A 19,854-nucleotide genomic window follows, 5' to 3' on the forward strand; every position below is an offset into this window, starting at 1 on the left:
GGCTATTTGTCCTGCTTTGGAAGTAAAAATACACTGGCCAGAGTCAGCACGGGTATAAAAGCGAATAAAGGCAGTAGCTGGGCTGATAAATCAGAAAAATTAAGCGCTTTATTAAAGACCCCTCGACACGCTTCTAAAAAGTAGGTGGTCGGAAACAATTTGCCAATAATCGCACCAAACCCTTCCAAGGAAGAAACAGGGTCAATTAGCCCACAAAAGTTAACGGCAATCATCAACACCACCACCGTAGTGGCTGCCAGTGCTGAAATTTGTGTTTTTGTAAAAGCCGAAATTAACAGCCCCACCCCCGTAGTCGCTGTAACGTATAATAATGCAGCCAAACTAAGCGCCCAAAAGCTGCCTTTTAGCGCCACACCAAACACGGTAATAGCAAGTGCGACTAAGCCAAAAAAGCTGATCATACTCACTAAAATGTAAGGCAGCTGTTTGCCAATAATAAATTCCAGCCGATTAACCGGTGTTACATATAAGTTTATGATTGAACCCAACTCTTTTTCTCGTACTACGCCAAGCGCCATCAATATCGCAGGAATAAATACCAATAGTAGTGGAATAACTGCCGGCACCATAGCCTCAATGCTTTTAAAATCTTGGTTATAACGATAGCGAGATTCAATATTAGCTGGCACTAAATTGGGTATCTGCGCATAAGTACGCAAAGATAAGTTGGTTAAATAGCTGTAATACACGCCGCTCATATAACCATTAATCGTTTCTGCCCTAAACGGCATAGAACCATCAATCCACACTACAATTTCAGGTTTACGGCCGCGTTTAAATTGCTGAGCAAAGTTAGGTGGAATTTCAACGGCCACGCTTAACTCGCCACTGCGCATTCGTTTATCAAGTTCTTGCGGGCTTTTAATATCTGCTTTTTGAATAAAGTAACGTGAACCTGCCATATTTTGAATGTAGTTGCGGCTCTCGGGCGATTGGTCTTGATCTAGTACCGCAAAGCTTAAATCTTCAACATCAAATGTAATGCCGTAACCTAAAATAAACAGCAAAATTATCGAGCCCAGCAAAGCAAACGTTAGGCGAATAGGATCGCGCCATAACTCTAGCGTTTCGCGATGCGCATAACCAAATAACCGCAACAAACTAAATGCGGGGTTAGTGTTATTTTTACGAGTAGCCGGCGCTTTAGCCAATGCTTTGGGTTTATCCGTTATCGATGCTTGTAACGCCGAGCTTGCTCCCGCTGCATTTACCGCCTCTTCTAAATATTCAATAAAGGCAGCTTCTAGTGTGTCGGTATTACGCGCTTGGCACAGTGCAGCTGGCGTATCGCTGGCAAGTATTTTACCTGCATGCATTAACGAAATTCTATCGCAACGTGCCGCTTCATCCATAAAGTGAGTCGAAATAAAAATAGTCACGCCTTGTTCGCGCGAAAGCTCTATGAGTAGCTGCCAAAAGTCATCCCTTGCAACGGGGTCTACCCCCGATGTGGGCTCATCAAGTATGAGCATTTCAGGGCTATGTACTACCGCAACAGCAAGCGATAAACGCTGGCGAATACCTAGGGGCAAATCGGTAGGAAAATCGTCACTGTATTTTTTAAGGTTAAACCGAGTAATTAAATCTTTAACGCGCGGCTCTATTTTCTCTGCAGGTAAGTGAAATAAACGCGCATGCAATACCAAGTTTTGCTTCACTGTAAGCTCGTTATAAAGCGAAAATGCTTGTGACATAAAACCAACGCGTTTGCGGCTTTCGATGTTATTGGCATCGACCTTTTCACCAAACAATTTTGCTTCGCCACTGGTTGCCGGTTGTAACCCGGTAAGCATTTTCATTGTGGTGGTTTTTCCACAGCCATTTGAGCCTAAAAAGCCAAAAATTTCACCTTGTTCAATACTTAAACTCACATTGTTAACAGCGGTAAAATCGCCAAATGTTTTACATAATCCATTTGCTTCTATAGCGAACTGGGTTGTGTTTATGTCTTGTTTACGAGGTGGCACAACTAACCGCTGATGATCATGGCGCTTTTCTTCAGGAAGTAATGCTATAAAGGCTTCATCAAGCGATTCTTTATTAGTTTGCGCTTTCAGGTTTTGTGGGCTGCCCGTACCGATTACTTTTCCATCGTCCATAGCAACTAGCCAATCAAAATCATCGGCTTCTTCCATGTAGGCGGTCGCAACCAGTACGCTCATCTGTGTATTTTCAGCGCGAATACTGTTTATTAATTGCCAAAATTGACGACGCGATAGCGGATCAACCCCGGTAGTTGGCTCATCTAAAATTAATAATTGAGGGTCATGGATCAGTGCGCAGCACAAACCGAGTTTTTGTTTCATCCCGCCAGAGAGCTTTTCTGCGGGGCGATCGGCAAATGCCTCTAAGCCTGTACTTTTTAAAAGGTTATTAATTCGTTGTATTCGCTCGGCTTTATTTTGAGAAAATAGACGACCAAAAAAATCTATATTTTCAAACACAGAAAGTGTTGGATACACATTTTTGCCAAGCCCTTGAGGCATGTAAGCAATGCGTGGCGACACCGTATTACGAAAACCACTGCTGCGCATATTGCCGTTTAATACCTCAACCTCCCCCTCTTGAATCGCCCTTGCCCCCGCTATAAGTGCCAGCAAGCTTGATTTTCCTACGCCATCAGGGCCTATAAACCCGACCATTTTCCCGGCAGGTAATGAAATACTAATGTTGTCCAGCACGCGATTATTAGCATAGCGATGGCTCACCTTAGTAAGCGTAACCACACTTTCACTTGGTGGCTGTTGAATGTTTTTATCGTCGTTATCCATTATTCAGGCACTCGTACCTGTAATGACGTAGGCCAATTTTTTTCAGGTGCTAACAACACATAAGCAAGCCCTGGCACCCCTGTTTTTACTTGTTTGATATGTTCTTTTAATAACTGCGAGTCGAGCTTTACCTTAACCCTAAACATCAGTTTATCGCGCTCGTTTCGGGTTTCTACCGATTTAGGGGTAAATTGCGCCTGTGCAGATACAAACGTCACTTTAGCCGGCAATGTATACTCGGCAACAGCATCAATAACAATGCGCGCTTGTGAGCCTATTGTTACCTTGCCCGCTTGCGCTGTTGGTAAATATATACTCATATAAACATCGGTTAAATCCAATAACGATAAAACCTTACCACCACTACCAAGCACTTCGCCAGGCTCAGCTAATCGATACAATATGCGACCATTGATTGGTGCTGTGAGCGTGCTGTCGGCTATGTTGCTTTGTAATCGCTCAATACGTGCCTGCGCTGCTTCTATTTCAGCATCCGACTGCACAACTTTTACGTTTGCCGCGGTTAAAGCAGCTTGCGCAATAGCAGAGGTGGTTCGTTGTTGATCAACCACTTCTTTTGAAATATGGCCTTTTTCCAATAATTTTGCAGAGCGGCGCAATTCAGTTTGTGCAAAATTAAGCTCACTTTTATGCTGCTCTACAATCGCTAATGCGTATTTACGAGACTCATTAGCAACACGAAGCCCCGCCTGAGCTTCACGTAACTGTGCATTTAAATCATCAGTATCAATAACCGCTAACGTTTGACCCGCTTTGACCATATCGCCTTCTTGCACCATAACGTCAACTAAGCGGCCCGGTAATTTTGTAGCAATATCGTACTCGGTTGCTTCAATTCGGCCATTTCCATAGGCAACACTGTCAGGGAGTTGTTCAGCAAATGATGTAGGTTGCAAGGTTTGCCAAGCATACCAGCCAGCCCCGCCCACAATGACCAAAACAGCGAGTTTACTCAAAGATTTGAACGTTGATTTAATTGTCATGTGCTAAAACTCCATGTATGTAAAAAGTAATGTAAGTGAGGGTAGTCAAGGTAAAAATTTTTAGGATACAGCACGCTAATTGTTATATGAAAGCAACCCTGCTTTGTAAGTACAACAAGGGTAGTTGTACTAAGCGATTTAAACGAACTTAAAAATCCATTGTCACTAATCTACCACTATCACCGTTAATAAAGATGATGTGGATCAATATAAATTAGAGTTAATGCACTAATTATTAGTGATTTTTTAAAACAGCAGGATAAAAGAAAGGGAAAACATCAAGGCACCTACTGAGCGCCTTAATACTAATTATGTCAGCGGCAGATTAGCTTACAATTTATAGTAACAAAACCCGCTACGACCTTAATGCTAAGCTAATCAATACCACGCCATGATCTGTGCTTAAATCATCACGCTCAAATTCAGGGTTAATTAAATGACGATCGTAAGTATGGTACTGGCTCACCTCAAAAAAGCTGTCGTCGTAACTTGAGTCAAACTCGCAAGACAACAAAATGTAGTCAAGCACTGAGCTGCTCGCGCCAAAATAATGGGTAGGCTTTCGCTTTAAATCCACTGTATTTTCATTATTTTGATTAGCCAAATTTAATTGCGACCTTGCAAATAACTGCCATGCGTCGTTAAGGCAATATTTTGCAAGGTAAGTGTTACTGTCAAACGTGGGGGCAAAGCGCAGTGTATTTGTTAGTAAATGGCTTAAAACGCCATCAGCTAAGTCGTTGTTAAAATCGCCCATTAAAACCATTGGATTTTGTGTAGATTCGCGGCGCGCAATGATGTCCATCATCAGTAATGTGGCTTCACTGCCGCGCTGAATAGTTGAGCCCCAACTCCCTGCTATATCGGCTTTTAATAGCTCGATAATATTTTTTTCGGGTGTGAGGTCTTTGTTTTGCTCATCAAGCTCTATCATTGAGCGCTTAGACTTAAAATGCACCACATAACAATCCGTGTTGCCGATATGCGGTAAGGTTATTGTAGCTCTAAGCACCTTTCGGCTAAATGTAAAATCCTCAGTTAAACCAAGGGTTTTAGCAAGCTCATGGTCATGCTCAACAGTTGCCACTTCAGCAATTGGGTATTTAGCAGCAAGCGCTACTACAGGGCGTTTGTAAATAAAGTCGTCGATTACCTGGGGCTCATCTACCACGCCAAAGTACGTATAACCTTGCTCTTTAACTAATTCTTTAAGCGACTCAATACTAAATACTTCTTGAAAACCAATCACATCAGGCTGATGCTCGGTTAAGTAATTAATAAGCCAACGCTGCTTTTTAGCCCACTGCTCTGCGGTGTATATGCGTTCAAATTCATAATAGGCATTAGGCGGCTCAAGGTAATTAAACAAGTTAAAAGTGGCAATTTTAAGAATCGTATCAGTAATAACCGAATCGTCTGCTGTGGTGTTTAAAGGTGTTTTAGTGTGTGATTCAAGGTTGCTGATAAGGCTGCCCTACTTAAAATATGAAAAACGATTATAGCGGGTTATCGCTATAGTAATCTAATCGGTGAAAATTTTTCAATATCAAATTCATAGTGTTAATTTACACTAACTTATCATTTTTTAAGGCACACGGTCATTATGGATTACTCAAACTTCGGCACTAAATTTACTCAACCTAATGGTATTACACAGTTAATGGAAGATTTAGGCGATGCTAAAAACAGTAACAATCCAAATATTGTTATGCTCGGTGGTGGTAATCCGGCCCTAGTGCCTGAGGTTAATGATATTTTTATCAATGAGTTACAAAAGCTTGTTGCTAATAATACACTTTCCAACGTATTTTTACTTTACGATGGCCCTACGGGTAATGATGCATTTCGTGCAGCTCTGGCCAAGCAACTAAAAAGTGAATACTCATGGGATTTAACCCAAAATAATATAGCGCTTGGTAATGGCAGCCAAGCCAATTTTTTTGTGTTATTTAATCTGTTAGCTGGCAGTATGCCTGATGGAAGCCATAAAAAGGTTTTATTTCCGCTGGCACCTGAATATGTAGGCTATGCAGATCAAGGCTTAACTGACGATATGTTTGTAGCAATAAAGCCCGATATCGAAATTTTAAATACTGAAAGTGGCTCAAACCAATTTAAATATATCATTAATTTTAAAGCTGTTGAGCAAGTATTAGCAAGCGACAGCAGCATTAGCGCACTGTGTGTGTCTCGCCCGACTAACCCAACAGGCAATGTCATTACTGATGAAGAAGTACAGCATCTCGATTTATTGGCTAAGCAATATAATATCCCACTGATCATTGATAACGCCTACGGCGACCCATTCCCTGGGTGTATTTATACCGACGCAAACTTAACCTGGAACTCAAACATTATTTTATGCATGTCACTTTCAAAGCTTGGCCTACCGGGTTTGCGAACCGGTATTGTAGTGGCTAACAATGACATAATTAAAGCCATTGGCCGTGTGAATGGCAGTATGGTTTTGTCGCCGAATAGTTTTGGCCCAAGTTTAGTAACGCGCCTTATTAATGAAGATGAACTCCTTCCGCTGTGTAAAAATTCAGTGCTGCCTTTTTATCGAGAAAAAGCACAAACAGCAATGAACTTATTTGATGAAATATTTGCCCACCTCCCCGTTTACTTACACAAAGTAGAAGGCGCATTTTTTATGTGGCTGTGGTTTAAAGAGGCAAAAATAACCAGCGAACAACTTTACCAAAAGCTCAAAGAGCAGGATGTTTATATTATTCCCGGGCATAATTTTTTTATTGGTATTGATGATGCTTGGGCACACAAACACCAGTGTATTCGCATTAATTATGCAACCGATGCCAGCACTTTGCGAAAAGGCTTAGAGGCCATTAAAGCCGTGATGGCATGAATTGATATTTAGGGCATTCAAACCCTTTGCGTGAATACAGTGCGTGCAAAGCGTTTATAGTGCCTATAGTTATTGGCATAAACCTGTGAACAATTTAAGGTTATTCAGTCATCTTCTAAGCCGTTAAATAAGCCCTAAACTGAGGTAAGCGGTTATTACTTTTATTTGTTGATTGTATTAATTTTGTGCAAACGCGCCACACCCCCTTTAAATTTATATATAAGTTGGTATGCTACGCGACCTTTTTTAACATATGATTATCATCAAAAAAGGGTTTGCCAAGGGGCGGCTATCGCTGCAAGGCACTTAATATAAGTGGCAGCAATAATACAGGCATCGCGTTATAAAACGTTAGATGTAACTTTAAATAGCAATATACAAAAGTACTATTAAGGTCAATTATGCGATTAGGACCAGGACTACTCGTCACCGCTGCCTTCATTGGACCAGGGACTATTACGACTGCCAGCGTGGCAGGTGCAAACTTTGGTTTTGCACTAATATGGACATTACTGTTTTCAGTAATTGCCACCATATTATTACAATCTATGGCGGCGCGCCTTGGCGTAGCCACCGGGCAAGATTTAGCGCAAGCGCTAAGAGCTCACATTGAAACGCCCCTATTTAAATCTCTCGCTATATTTTTAGTGATCAGCGCCATTGGAGTAGGCAGTGCCGCCTACGAGGCTGGCAACCTTAGCGGTGCCAGTATGGGATTAATTGAAATATTCCCTCATGTTAATGCCCAGCTTTGGACGCCACTCATTGCATTTTTAAGTGCGGTGTTACTTTACAGCGGTAAACACAAAGTCGTTGAAAACGCGCTTATTTTATTAGTGATTTTAATGAGCCTAGTGTTTATCTCTACACTTGTTATGGCTGCTCCCTCGCTCAGTGATGTGTTAGCAGGGTTTATTCCTAGTATGCCTGAGGGTTCAATTACCACGGTATTGGCATTAGTGGGCACCACCATAGTGCCGTATAACTTATTTTTACACTCAGGTGTTTTAGCTGCAAGGCACGACAGCAAAAGTGATAAGCAAAAAGTCATTAAGCAAACTAATGTAGACACTGGCGTATCTATCACCTTAGGTGGCGTGATCACCCTGGCTATTTTATCAACCGCGTCAGTGGCATTTTATGGCACAGATGCAGGGCAAATTAGCGCTGCCAACATGGCGGTACAACTTGAGCCATTACTTGGCGATGCCGCCCATTACTTTTTTGCTATTGGCTTATTTGCAGCTGGTTTAACCAGTGCAATTACAGCCCCTCTTGCCGGTGCGTATGCAGTATGTGGCATGTTAGGTTGGTCAAATAAAATGGATAACACCCGCTTTAAAAGTGTCGCCATTGTTATTTTATTATTTGGTGCAGCCGTGGCGTCTCTGGGTTTAGACCCTGTTGCCGTGATAATTTTTGCCCAAGCAGCTAATGGCCTATTACTGCCTATTGTAACCACCTACCTAGTGTGGCTGGTTAACCAAAAAACAGTAATGGGCAAATACACCAACTCAATGTTGGTAAACTTACTTACTTTACCGGTGTTAGTGCTTATTTTTGGCTTAAGTGGTTACAAGCTGTTTAGTTTGATTTTTTGATACGTTTGCGAGTCTTTCCACCTTGTTAACTGCTCATTTTTTCAATGCTATACATCACCCACATTGCGAGTACTGCGATGAAGTTAATTGTAAAAACACTTCCTCGCAGCCTGATGTTTGAAGTGAATATTTGAACACCACTGTGCAACACTCGCCCAGCGATAAAGACCCAAGCTAGCAAATAATAAGCTGAACTAATTGTTGAATCAGTAGAAATTAAAAGCACACAAACCAGATGAAAAAATACCGGCCACTCGAATTGGTTGCTCAAATTAGCGCTGAGTTTTGGCTGTATAGATTGAAATGGATTAGAGCCATCCGCTCTTTTACCAAGCCCCCATACACTTGGGGCTCTGGCAATAGTGAGCAAACCATATAGCACAACACACAAAATCACGTGCGCGAACATGGGCAAAAATATAGTATTCATTTCACACTGAGTCCTTTAAAGTAATCTAACCTTCGCTAAAACAAGCTTCTTCAACATAGAATAAAAACAGTCAATTGTACGCTATTGTCAATTACTAGGCTTAAGAGAGTAGCTGTTATACGGCGACTATTACTGAGCCTATACTATTGGCAAAACCACCCACCTTTACGCTGTTTATTATTGAATTGTTAGACTCAACAGATGCTGTAATTATTGAATGGCAATTCATAGCCCTACCTTGTTCAAAAACATATTCACTCCCTAACTCAGCAAGATGCTCGGTAAGGTAACATGCTAAAGCCCCACAAGAGCTTCCTGTTGCTGACTCTTCAGAAATACCAAACAAAGGAGCAAAATTACGGCAGCTGGCTGTATGTTTACTTTGCACTTCACAAAGCTCAAAAACATGAAAGCCAACAAGGTTATGCTGTTTGCAAAAATCAGCGATACGTTCATCGTTTGGCTCTATTGCATCTAAATAGCCATGAGGAACAGCAATAATGACATCGGCTAGTCCTGTTGAGATAGCTTCAATAGGTAAGTTTGTGCTTTCAAGTATATTACTTTCAATACCTATCACATGGGCAATTTCTTGATATGAAAAACCAGCTATTTTTTCAGGTAATTGCTGCTCCATGACAACCTTACCATTTGGTTCAATACTCACAGATAACATGCCAGCCTTGGTGCGCTGAACATAAGTGCCCGCAGTAAGCATACCTTCTTGGAACATAGTAGAAAAAGTAGCTAGCGTAGCATGACCACAAAAATCAACTTCTGCTGTTGTAGTAAAAAAAGACACCTCAAAATCAGCTTCATTATCACTAGCAACAAAAGCCGTTTCTGAATACCCGACAACTTGAGCAATTTTTAATTTTTCAGCATCTGTGAGCCTGTCAGCATTAAAAACAACGCCTGCAGGGTTGCCACCTTTGCCATTTACTGTAAACGCGTTTACCAAAGCAACTTCAATATCCACCTGTACCAACTCCCTCTATAACGAGCCTTAAGAGTGACTCGTTTTATTTATCTTTTAATCCATCAACCATAGCCGAGTTGCTATTTTGATTCAATGGTTTAGCTGTTCTGGCAGGATCATCAGACTTAACTCTTTATCCATGAAAGACCTCAACGTTAGCTTTATCAACGAGACTGCGATGTATAAACTTTAAAAATGGAGTTCCCTAGTTTAGCGATCACCTCATTGCGTTCTTTCATTGAGACCTCAGTTTGCGCTATGTAGATGCTAATTATGATCGGTGATTGATGTTCACTCCATACTACAGCTGTAATGCTTCGAGCACCAAAGCCACCAGCCCCGGAACGATCGGCTATGTTCCAACCTTCAGGCAACACTGAGCGCAACAAGTTACCAGTTACTTGGTTATTGACCATCCATGTTTTTAACTTTTCTTGGCTCATTGGAGAAAGTGTTGAGCCGAATAATAGCTCATTTAAAGTGTTTGCTATTGATTTAGGAGTCGTTGTATCCCTTAAGTCTCCTGGTATTCCTTCATTTAAATCGGGCTCAAAACGGTCTAAGCGAGTTTTTTCATCCCCTGTGTGCCTTACAAAATCAGTTATGCTTTCTGTGCCCCCTACTGCATTTATGATGATGTTTGCCGCGGTATTATCACTTGTTTTCATGGTTGCAGAGCACACATCATCAAGGGTTATTGCTTGTCCTACATACTTTTCTATAACCGGAGAATACGTCACAAGATCTGTCTTTTTAATTTTGACTGTACTATTAAGATTAATATCCCCTTGCTCAGAGTCATACAATAACTTTGCACAAGCAATTGTTTTAAAAGTACTTGTCAAAGGGAAGCGTTCATCACCTTTGTAATCCCAGTATTCTCCATTTTTAGTATCAAGAACCGTTACCCCTATCCGGCCCGAAAGCGTCACTTCGATTAACCTAGCTTCTTGCTCCACTTGTTGAAATTTTGGGCTATGTGAAAATGCCACAAATGGTATTAAAAGCAAAATAACCAATAAAGAATTCATCTATTTAATCCCATGATTCTGATTAACCAGCATTTTATATCAAAGCATCTGTGACAACAAAAAAGCTAAAGCTTGACCTACATGATAAATTTAACGGGGTCAGAGCAAGCAGCTTAAAACTTAAAGCTTTCCCTTTCAAAACTCCACCAACCTCTCATACAATCCTGATGCCCTGCTGACTGATTTATTCATTGCCATTAACAACACTTTTTTATCAGCCACCAGCTCGAAAGTGTTTTTAGCACGGGTAATGCCGGTGTAGACTAACTGGCGGTTGATGCCGGCAGTTGCTTGGTTTTGTGGTGGCAGTACCATAGCCGTATAGGCAAACTCGGAGCCTTGTGATTTATGAATAGTCATTACATAAACTGTGTCATGGGCTGGTAGTCTGGCTGGTGAAAATGCCCGTTGATTGCCCTGCTCGTCAATAAATATGGCTTTGAGCTGGGCACTGTCGTCGTGCATTAAAATCCCAATATCTCCATTAAATAGTTTTAGCTGATAATCGTTTTGCGCAATCATAATCGGCATGCCCAAATAATGCCGCTGATTTGAGTTTACATTAATCAATCCTTGCTGGCTTAATTGCGTTTCAATGCGTTTATTTAAACTATGAACGCCATAATCGCCTTCGCGTACTGCGGCTAACAACTGGTAACTGGCAAAAGCTTTATGTATGTCTTGTACGCTCGCGTGTTGTTTAATTAAATTAAGATACTGAGCGTATTTACTGGCGGCGCTTTGTACTAGTTTATCAATCGGTTTACTTACAATGTCATAGTCTAAAATAACGTCTTTAAATTGGCCGCTGCTCAGCTCTTGCTCTACATAATTGAGCTTGCCGCTGTTATTGGTATTAACCGCTAATGCTAATTGACCTATGCCGCTGTCGGCTGTGAAACGGTAACTGTGCTGTAAAAACGCGATACAGTCGGCCAGTTTGAATTGACTATTACCTGCGACTAATTTGCGCTGGTTATTAAAGCATAAGCTGTTTAGTTCAGCGCAACGCGCCTCTGAATAACTTGGTGTTTGGCCAAGCACTAAACCTTGGCATAAATCGCTCATTACACTGCCGGTATCAACCGAGGCAAGCTGGTCTTTGTCACCGAGTAATATAAGTCGCGCATGCTCTGGTAAGGCCTCAATTAGTTTAGCCATCAGCGATAAATCAACCATCGACGCTTCATCAATGATCAATACATCTAAATGCAATGGATTACTGCGGTTATGCCTAAACTTATTAGTAAACGGTTTTACCCCCAGTAACCGGTGAATCGTTTGCGCGCTTTCTGGGATCAGCGGCGTAATAGCAGCGCTTATTTTATCTTTTAACTGTTGTTTTGCCCCAAGGATTGATTCACTTAATCGCGCAGCGGCTTTGCCTGTCGGTGCCACCAACTTAATACTCAGTGGGGCATTTTGATAAAGCGATTGTAAAATTGCTAGTAGCTTAGTCACGGTCGTGGTTTTACCTGTTCCTGGGCCACCGGTAATAACGCTAAAGCCTTTGGTTGCTGCCATCGCACAGGCAACCTTTTGCCAATCGAGCCCTTGCTCTGGTGCATCTTGTTCGGGGAAATAGTCACAAAGTAACTGAGTTAACTTATCGCTATCAATATCGAGCTTACGCTCACTCATTAACAACAATCTTGATGCCAGTGTTTGCTCATAACCGCTTAGACGTGCAAAATAAAGTCGTTGTTCAAGTAACTGTAACGGTTTAGTCTCCCCGACACTAGGATGGTTTTGCAAGCAATTAATTGCCTCTGCGGTGGTAAATGTGTCGTTAAACGGGCTGAGTGTGTCAGGAATTATGCCCGCTAGTTTGGTAAAATCACTTTGGCGTAAATTAAACGGATTACGCCAATCTACCTGCGCTAAATCTAAACAGCTGTGCTGACTTTGCTGCGATAAACAGAGTAATAAAAGCAGTGAATAAACGTCGTTTGGTTGTTGAGTTTGCTCACTGCTACACAGTAATTCTGCCAGTTTTATATCAACCATTCGTAGCCGGTTTTCGCTAAGTAGGTAATCAAATAATGGCACTATTTGTACGTCGTTCGTCGCTGCTGTTGCAATGGCTGTATTGGTATCTAACACGCTCATAGCATTGCTCCTTGGCTATTTTCGGTTGCCTCATCTATGCTTTGGGCAACACTGCCTTGACTAAAAAGCCCATCTAAAATAATAACTTGCTCGGCGGTCAACTTTTTAAAGTACACACCTTTTCCATCTGCCATACCACGTAAAAAGGTGTAATATACGCCACCTAAATGCTGCTCAATGCTGTAATTGTTGATCCGTTGTTTTAATAACCGATGCAATGCCACGGTGTAAATTAGATACTGTAAATGGTACTGGTGGCTACTCATAGCTTGCTCTAAATGCTCTTGCTCATAATCAGTTGGCTGGTTGCCTAAAAAGTTAGACTTATAATCCAAAATAAAATACTGCTCGTTATGACAAAATATTAAATCGACAAACCCTTTTAATAAGCCTTTTACATCATAAAAATCGAGCCTACTTTGATTAAAACCAAAGTGCTTAATCAATGTTTCATTCAAGCCTTTTGCCGTTAAACTGGTAATTGGCAGATTAAACTCCATTTCAACCAAACAATCCCGTGGCGTTAATTTACTTAAGCTTAAACCGTTTTCATTCAATGGGCAGTTTAACGCGGCAAGCACCCATTGCTCAGTTGTCTCTTGCCATTGCTCACTAATATGGTATTTGTTTAAGCTGCGCTCAACTACCACGCTTAGGTTTTGCTCATGGTTTGTGGGGTGCTGCTCTGGGCTGGTGAAATCCAATTGCTCAAAAATCTCGTGTAAACAACTACCCGGTTTTGCCCCCTTGGGAAAGCTATAAGGTGAGCGAATATCGTCCTGTTGCGTGGCAAACTCATCTTTTTGATGATCTTCGTCGCTGCGCCCAGGTTCTAAATGCTCGCTATGACTTTTAAAACTCAGCGCACTAAAACTGGTGGTGCGCCAATCACGTTCAATTTTAACTTTAACCTTATTAACACTCACACTGTGACTTTGTGTTTGGCTTGATTGCAGTGATAATGCACCCTGCTGAGATAACTCTTCGCTAGTAAACTGTTGATAGCTCATGGCTGGTTTGTCAGCACAAAACTCTTGTAAATGCGTGCGCCACACTAAACTACTGGTGATATCAAGTCCTGCAAATAATACATGCCCTAAGGAGCTACTTTGAATTGCCAACCGACTACTTTGTCCTTGGCCTAGGTTATACATACCAATTGCGCAGTAATGAACGGCGCGAGTGAGTGCAACATACAATAACCGTAGATCTTCAGCTAGGCGTTCTTGCTCCGCTTTTTGTAACGCATCATCGTTTTTACTGAGATCGTAAATCAGCTGGCCATCCTGATGATACAACGCATCTTTCGTTTCACGATAACCGCTGGCAAATGGCATAAATACCAGCGGGTATTCAAGCCCTTTTGAAGCATGCATAGTGACTATTTTTACCAAATTGGCATCACTCTCAAGGCGTACTTGCACGGTTTCACCATCTTGTTGACTTACTTGCTGCGCAAACCAACGTAATAACCGTAAAGTACCCTCTAGCTCGATTTGTTTTTGCTGTAGGATCTCGCCTAAATGACGAAAATCGGTCAGCCAACGTTCAACGTTGTAACCCAACCCTTGCCATTTCGCGCTTAATTGATTGTGACTGAGTAAGTGCTCAAGCATTGCCATTGCACCTTGTTTGTACCAAATAGAGCTCAGGTAAGCAAAAAAGTTAAGATGCTCTTGCCACTGTGCTTCATCATCAGCCAAGGCATAAATGTCATTATAACTTAAGCAAAATAGTGGCCCAGCTAACACGCCTCGCAACAATGATTCGTTGTATTGGCCATGTAAAGCCGATAAAAAATTAAGTAAATGATGGCTCAGCTCTTGGCTAAATACACTCTCACGGGATAAGTACACGCTCGCAATTTTGGCATCACTGAGGGCTTTTTTCATAATTTGCGCTTCAACCCGATCACGCACCAAAATACAAATATCTGCCGCCGTGACTGGCTTATTCGCAATACACGCACGCCCTTGCTGTGCTTGCTCAAGTAAGATCACTATTTTATTGGCAAAATAGCTAGCTAAATGTTGCTGGCCAATGCCTTTATTAGTTGGTTTATTTTTTTCATCTGCGGCGCTATCTGCAAACACACAAAACTCAAAGGCGGTGGCAGGTTGGCCATCTATTAAAAACGATTTATCGGCTTTTTTACCTTGTGCCGCCACGCGATTAAACGGGATCGCATCGTTATAAATAAAGCTGTTATCGTGTTTACTAAACAGTGCATTGACGCTTGCAACCACATCGCTACTGGAACGAAAGTTAGTACCAAGGGTAAATTGCTGCTCCTTTGCCACTTCGTGTTTAGCACCAATGTACGTAAAAATATCCGCGCCCCTAAAACCGTAAATAGCTTGTTTAGGGTCGCCTATCATGGCAAGCGTGGTGTTTTCTTGGCTATAAATTTTACTAAAAATACCGTACTGAATGGGATCAGTATCTTGAAACTCATCAATCATCGCTACCGGGAACAACTGCGCTATTTTTTCTGCCAGTGCTGCGCCTTGCTCTGTATTGAGTGCACTGTGCAAATTAGTTAATAAATCATCAGGAGTTATAACGCTTTGCTCTTGCTTGCGTTTTACAATGGCTTGTTTAACCCAACTTGCCGCATGTTGCACAATAGCGATTGCCAAGCCTTGATTAACAGTGTTAACAAGCTTAGCCATTTCATCAAACTGGCTAAGCATTACATGACTAAACAAAGGCTGATTTTTTTTATAATTAGCTTCGTCACTGAGGTTTTCAGTACTCCATATTTCATAAGAGTACTTGTTTGTACCAAACTCAAAAAATAGCTCATCACCTTTACAAAATGCCTCAAGCGCTGCAAGGCTACCTTTACGTGCAGGTGTTTTGGCACCACTTAAGCCAGAGCTTTTTACAGCTGCAATAAATTCGCTATCAAGGCAGGCTTTTTTAAAGCTCGCGACTTTACCAAGATATAGCTCGCGTGCTTGCCACACATCATCTAGTTTTATTTGCGGAGTAACCAGCGCATTGCCTTTATTAAGTATGTTGGCCACTTTACTAAATAACGCTTCAGGGGCAGCAAATACCTCTAAAATTGCATCGGTTTTTTCTTTATTGAGTGGATATACAAACACTCGCCAAAAATCTTTAATGGTTTCAAGCAAGATCTCCCGTTGATCTAAAATAAACTCCAAATTAAACGCCACACCAGACTCAAACGCATGCTGTTTTAACATTCGTTGGCAAAAACCATGAATGGTGAATATTGCTGCTTCATCCATCGATTTAGCGGCGGCATCGAGCAAATCAAATGCACGGTGTTTATCATCGATTGTGGCGATCACAGCATTGATCAGCTCATCCTCTGTTGCTTGGCCAAGCAGTGCATCACGTGCTGCTATAATACGAGTGCGCACACGGTCTTTAATTTCTTGGGTGGCGGCATCGGTAAACGTAACGACCAATATTTGTTCAACACTCAACGGAGTATTTACGGGCGATGAGTGTTGTTGCGCGATTTGCATGCCGAGTAAATAACGTAAATATAAACCTGTAATAGTATAAGTTTTACCGGTGCCTGCACTGGCTTCAATGAGACTTTGCCCAATAAGCGGCATCGTAAGTGGATTAAGCGCTTGCATGGTCACTCTCCTTTGCATGTGCAAATAACGGCGCAAGTAGCATATCGCTCCAGCGTATAAATTCCTCTTGGCACTCATTCAACGATTGCGTTGTTAAGCGAATATAGGGGTTCTCGCCCTCGCCTCGGCCAATATATTGTGGGCTAAATTTGCTCATTGCTTTGCCAATATCGCCACCACTTTTTACGTATTCATAGCCACTCACAGGAAAAAACGCTACGGGTTCTTTAAGTAGCGCGTTATATAAAGTAAACCAATCTTGCAACAGTGCTTGGGCATCTGCTTTATCCAAAGCTGCAAAAGTGATTTGTTTATCAAGCCCAAGTAATACAGTTTCTACATGTTGATCCACGCACTGCGCAACAAGGTGATATATAAAGCCCTTGATGAGATCTTTTGCCTTGATACTGGCACTGCGATAAAACACTTGTTTGTGCTGATAAAGATGATTTAACCAGCCTTCAAGCTCAGTACTGTTGTTATCACTGTGAAGTGTTAGCGCAACTTCAATCGGTTCATTTTTGCCGCCCTTGATGTGCTCTTTAACTTGCCCTGCCAGTGCATCAACCCGGTGCTGCATTTTCTCAAAGATCAAATCTCCAACATGCGCCTGCGGTAACTCGCCTCGTTGCAGTATTTGCTCACGACTAAGGGGCTGCTCAAAAATAGCCGCTTCGAGTATTTCGTCGAGATAAAAATAACGCTGCAGTGCGTCTAAACTAAATGGCTCTTCATCTTTAGCTACTTCGTTAAATTGTGCTAAACGCAACCCTAAACTTTGCTGATAAAAACTCTCTTGTGCATTGCATACGCTGCGGATAAACATATCCAGCTCAAGATGTTCAGGTGCGCTGACCTCAAGCGCCGTCAGTGGCTCTGGGATTATCGCCTGAGCGGGTAACCAAATTGGATTATAACTGTGATTGGATTGCAGCGTATTAGTGGTATCTGCCTGATAATTTAGGCTATTAAAAGGCTGTAAATGCTGTTTATTGATCAAACACTCAGGCAAGGTTTGCTCACTTGGCTCAGCAAATTTGAAACTGCGGCCAATGTATTCTAGTAATTCACTCACTAAGGTTGATGGCATACGCGGTTGATTATCAAAACATGAACGGCCAATATAGCTCATGTATAAGTTATCACGGGCACTGAGCAGCGCTTCTAAAAATAAGTAACGGTCATCTAATTTGCGCGATCGGTCACCTTTTTGCTTTTTCGAATAAGGCACTAAATCAAAACCAATCGGCTGCACAGTTCGTGGGTAATCGGCATCGTTAAGCCCTAACATACACACCACTTTAAATGGCACAGCACGCATTGGCATTAGCGTACAAAAATTCACTTGGCCGACTAAAAAGCGTTGCCCTACACCTTTTTCTTGAATGCCTTGTTTAATTAAATAACTCACAATACGCTGTGACACTACTTGCGTGTAATCGCCATTATCATGGTGCTTTTGCAGCTCTTCGAGCACCTTTTGCAGTACCAGTAAATCCCAGCTATCGTCGCTTTCGCTCTCGTAAATAGCCGTTAATAGTTCACTCAGGATAAGGGTTTTATTAGTTAGCGTGTCGTCTGGGGTGAGCCTGTGTTTAAAGTGTTGCAATACATCAATAAAATGCACTAATTTATTGAGTGTATCAAGTGCCATCCCTTCCACTTCATCAGCGCTATATATGCCATTAAACGGGCATTGTTCATCACGTTGGGCAATACCTAACAATAAGCGGTTTAAGCCATGTTGCCAGGTATTTAATTCTATCGCGGGTAAATCAAAGCTATGCTTATGCTCGGCGTTTATTCCCCACTTGACGCCAACACGCTCAAGCCAATATTGAATTTGCTCATATTCGTGCGCTTCAACACTAAACTTTTCAGCTATTTGCGTCACTTGCAGTAAATCAAGGATATCTGACACACCAAAGCGCGAAAACGGCAGATCAGCTAAGCTTGCAAACGAACTCAGTACCGGTTTTTCTTGCTCAATGGCTAGATCGGCTAATGCATAGGGAATAAAACGGTTACCCTGCGCACCGCCAAATACCGCTTCGATGTAAGGGCTATAAGTGCCAACATCCGGCATCATTACTATAATATCTTTTGGGGTGAGTGCGGGGTTTTGATTAAATAAATTAAGTAAGTAATCGTGCAAACGCTCAACTTCTCTAAGTGGAGTATGGCAATCACTTAGAGCAATGCTGGTATCGGTAGTGCTTATTGCAAGCTTACCTTCATCGTTTATAAACCATTCTTTATTGTCAGTAAGGGATTCACCTTTAAACGCTAACTGGTAAATTTCGCTTTGAATTTGACCAAGTAAACTGTCGTCAAACACATCAATAAAGCCATCAATCCAGCTTGCGTCAAGCTGTACCAGTTGTTCAAAGTAATCACGGCCTAATTTACCCCACGATGATAACAACGGATTACCAATAAAATAGTAGTCTTGCTCTGGCTCACTTTGCTTTTTTTGCTGCGCTTCCAGCAATGGCATTTTGGCGTATTTAGCCGTTATTTTAGCTGCAGTTTTTTCATCAATTAAATCCCCCCAATAATGTTCGCTGGGATTAAAAAAGAATAAAAACACCTCAGTTTTTTTACTTAATGCATCAAACACATCAAGTTGCGAACTGGCAATGGCTGAAATACCAAATAAACTGATCCGCTTTGGTAATAAGCTACTGTCCATTTTATCAAGCGCGGCTAATAACTGCCCTTGCATATTGGCGCGATGAAACTGACTTTGCCCAAGCACTTGACTATGCGCTACTATTTTTCGCCACAGATCAGGCTGCCACGGCGCGATACTAATATCTACATCATCTAATTTATCAGTGCCGCTGTCCCATGTGGCTATCCAGTGCGGACGGTACATTAAATATTGGTCATATACATCGGCTATTTTTTCACATAAAGCAAAGGTTTTTTGACCGTCAGTATCACCTGCTAGGTAGGTTTTAAGGGGTAAATATAACGGTTCATCAATGCAGTTTGGTAAAATAGCAAATAACTTCCAAGCAAGATTAGGTTTATTAAACGCCGACTCTTTGGGTACATTCGGTAATAGCTGCTGGTATAACTGCCAAATGAAACTCGACGGCAGTGGAAAATCTACCTGTGCTGCCACCCCCAAACTTTCACTTAAACCAATTTTCAGCCACTGCGACATACCCGGAGATTGCACCAACACCACTTCTTTATCAAACGGGCTGCTTAATGGGTTTACTTTTAAAAGCTGATGAAACTGCGCTTGCAGGGCTTCCATACGGTTAGATTGAATAATATTGAGCATAGCGACACTGTTCTTGCTTGAGATAAAAACAGTGTAAGATATTTTCAATTATAGGGGTAGCCATTGTCGCTAATTGGCATTAATAAATCAGCGAGTTAGCACAATAATTAACTCACTTTTTATACGCACA

Annotated in this window: 11 protein-coding genes; 2 read left to right on the forward strand and 9 right to left on the reverse strand. The window is 41.7% G+C overall.

Annotation, left to right across the window (positions count from 1 at the left end; genetic code table 11):
* Nucleotides 1-2: 2 nt before the first annotated feature.
* The 3 genes from rbbA to H5187_RS01750 all read right to left on the reverse strand — a co-directional run bounded on the left by rbbA (nt 3) and on the right by H5187_RS01750 (nt 5,165).
* On the reverse strand, nt 3-2,792 hold the full coding sequence (rbbA, locus tag H5187_RS01740) for a ribosome-associated ATPase/putative transporter RbbA (RefSeq protein ID WP_182797489.1): 2,790 nt from the start codon (nt 2,790-2,792) through the stop codon (nt 3-5).
* On the reverse strand, nt 2,792-3,796 hold the full coding sequence (locus H5187_RS01745; protein WP_182797490.1) for an HlyD family secretion protein: 1,005 nt from the start codon (nt 3,794-3,796) through the stop codon (nt 2,792-2,794). The genes rbbA and H5187_RS01745 overlap by 1 nt, the downstream gene beginning before the upstream one ends.
* Before the next feature lie 355 nt (nt 3,797-4,151).
* Nucleotides 4,152-5,165: an endonuclease/exonuclease/phosphatase family protein gene (locus H5187_RS01750; RefSeq protein ID WP_182717397.1), complete on the reverse strand. Its 1,014-nt coding sequence runs from the start codon at nt 5,163-5,165 to the stop codon at nt 4,152-4,154.
* Between the two features lie 234 nt (nt 5,166-5,399).
* Between H5187_RS01750 and H5187_RS01755 the strand changes: the two genes are divergently transcribed.
* Together H5187_RS01755 and H5187_RS01760 are read left to right on the forward strand one after the other, a co-directional pair.
* Nucleotides 5,400-6,662 (forward strand): valine--pyruvate transaminase, encoded by a 1,263-nt coding sequence (locus H5187_RS01755; RefSeq protein ID WP_182717396.1) that lies wholly within the window; start codon nt 5,400-5,402, stop codon nt 6,660-6,662.
* 401 nt (nt 6,663-7,063) lie between these two features.
* A complete protein-coding gene (locus H5187_RS01760) occupies nt 7,064-8,263 on the forward strand; it encodes an Nramp family divalent metal transporter (protein ID WP_013464769.1) in 1,200 nt (399 codons plus the stop codon).
* A 25-nt stretch (nt 8,264-8,288) separates the two neighbouring features.
* On the opposite strand, the gene H5187_RS01765 is transcribed toward H5187_RS01760, so the two are convergent.
* The 6 genes from H5187_RS01765 to recC all read right to left on the reverse strand — a co-directional run bounded on the left by H5187_RS01765 (nt 8,289) and on the right by recC (nt 19,724).
* A complete protein-coding gene (locus H5187_RS01765; RefSeq protein ID WP_145233112.1) occupies nt 8,289-8,693 on the reverse strand; it encodes an MAPEG family protein in 405 nt (134 codons plus the stop codon).
* Nucleotides 8,694-8,808: 115 nt separating this feature from the next.
* The gene (locus tag H5187_RS01770; protein ID WP_182760887.1) at nt 8,809-9,672 is read right to left on the reverse strand and encodes a PhzF family phenazine biosynthesis protein; all 864 of its coding nucleotides are present in this window, start codon (nt 9,670-9,672) and stop codon (nt 8,809-8,811) included.
* Between the two features lie 164 nt (nt 9,673-9,836).
* Nucleotides 9,837-10,703 carry a CARB/PSE/RTG family carbenicillin-hydrolyzing class A beta-lactamase gene (gene blaCARB, locus H5187_RS01775; protein WP_145233110.1) on the reverse strand — a complete coding sequence of 289 codons (867 nt, stop codon included), beginning with the start codon at nt 10,701-10,703 and terminating at the stop codon, nt 9,837-9,839.
* A 135-nt stretch (nt 10,704-10,838) separates the two neighbouring features.
* Nucleotides 10,839-12,812, reverse strand: a complete 1,974-nt coding sequence (gene recD / locus H5187_RS01780; RefSeq protein WP_182717394.1) for an exodeoxyribonuclease V subunit alpha — start codon at nt 12,810-12,812, stop codon at nt 10,839-10,841.
* Entirely contained in the window at nt 12,809-16,429 is a 3,621-nt protein-coding gene (gene recB, locus H5187_RS01785; RefSeq protein WP_182717393.1) for an exodeoxyribonuclease V subunit beta, read from the reverse strand. The genes recD and recB overlap by 4 nt, the downstream gene beginning before the upstream one ends.
* Nucleotides 16,416-19,724 (reverse strand): exodeoxyribonuclease V subunit gamma, encoded by a 3,309-nt coding sequence (recC, locus tag H5187_RS01790; RefSeq protein WP_182797491.1) that lies wholly within the window; start codon nt 19,722-19,724, stop codon nt 16,416-16,418. The genes recB and recC overlap by 14 nt, the downstream gene beginning before the upstream one ends.
* Nucleotides 19,725-19,854: the final 130 nt, after the last annotated feature.

Source organism: Pseudoalteromonas sp. SG44-1, assembly GCF_014164315.1.
GTDB classification, from domain to species: Bacteria; Pseudomonadota; Gammaproteobacteria; order Enterobacterales; family Alteromonadaceae; genus Pseudoalteromonas; species Pseudoalteromonas rhizosphaerae.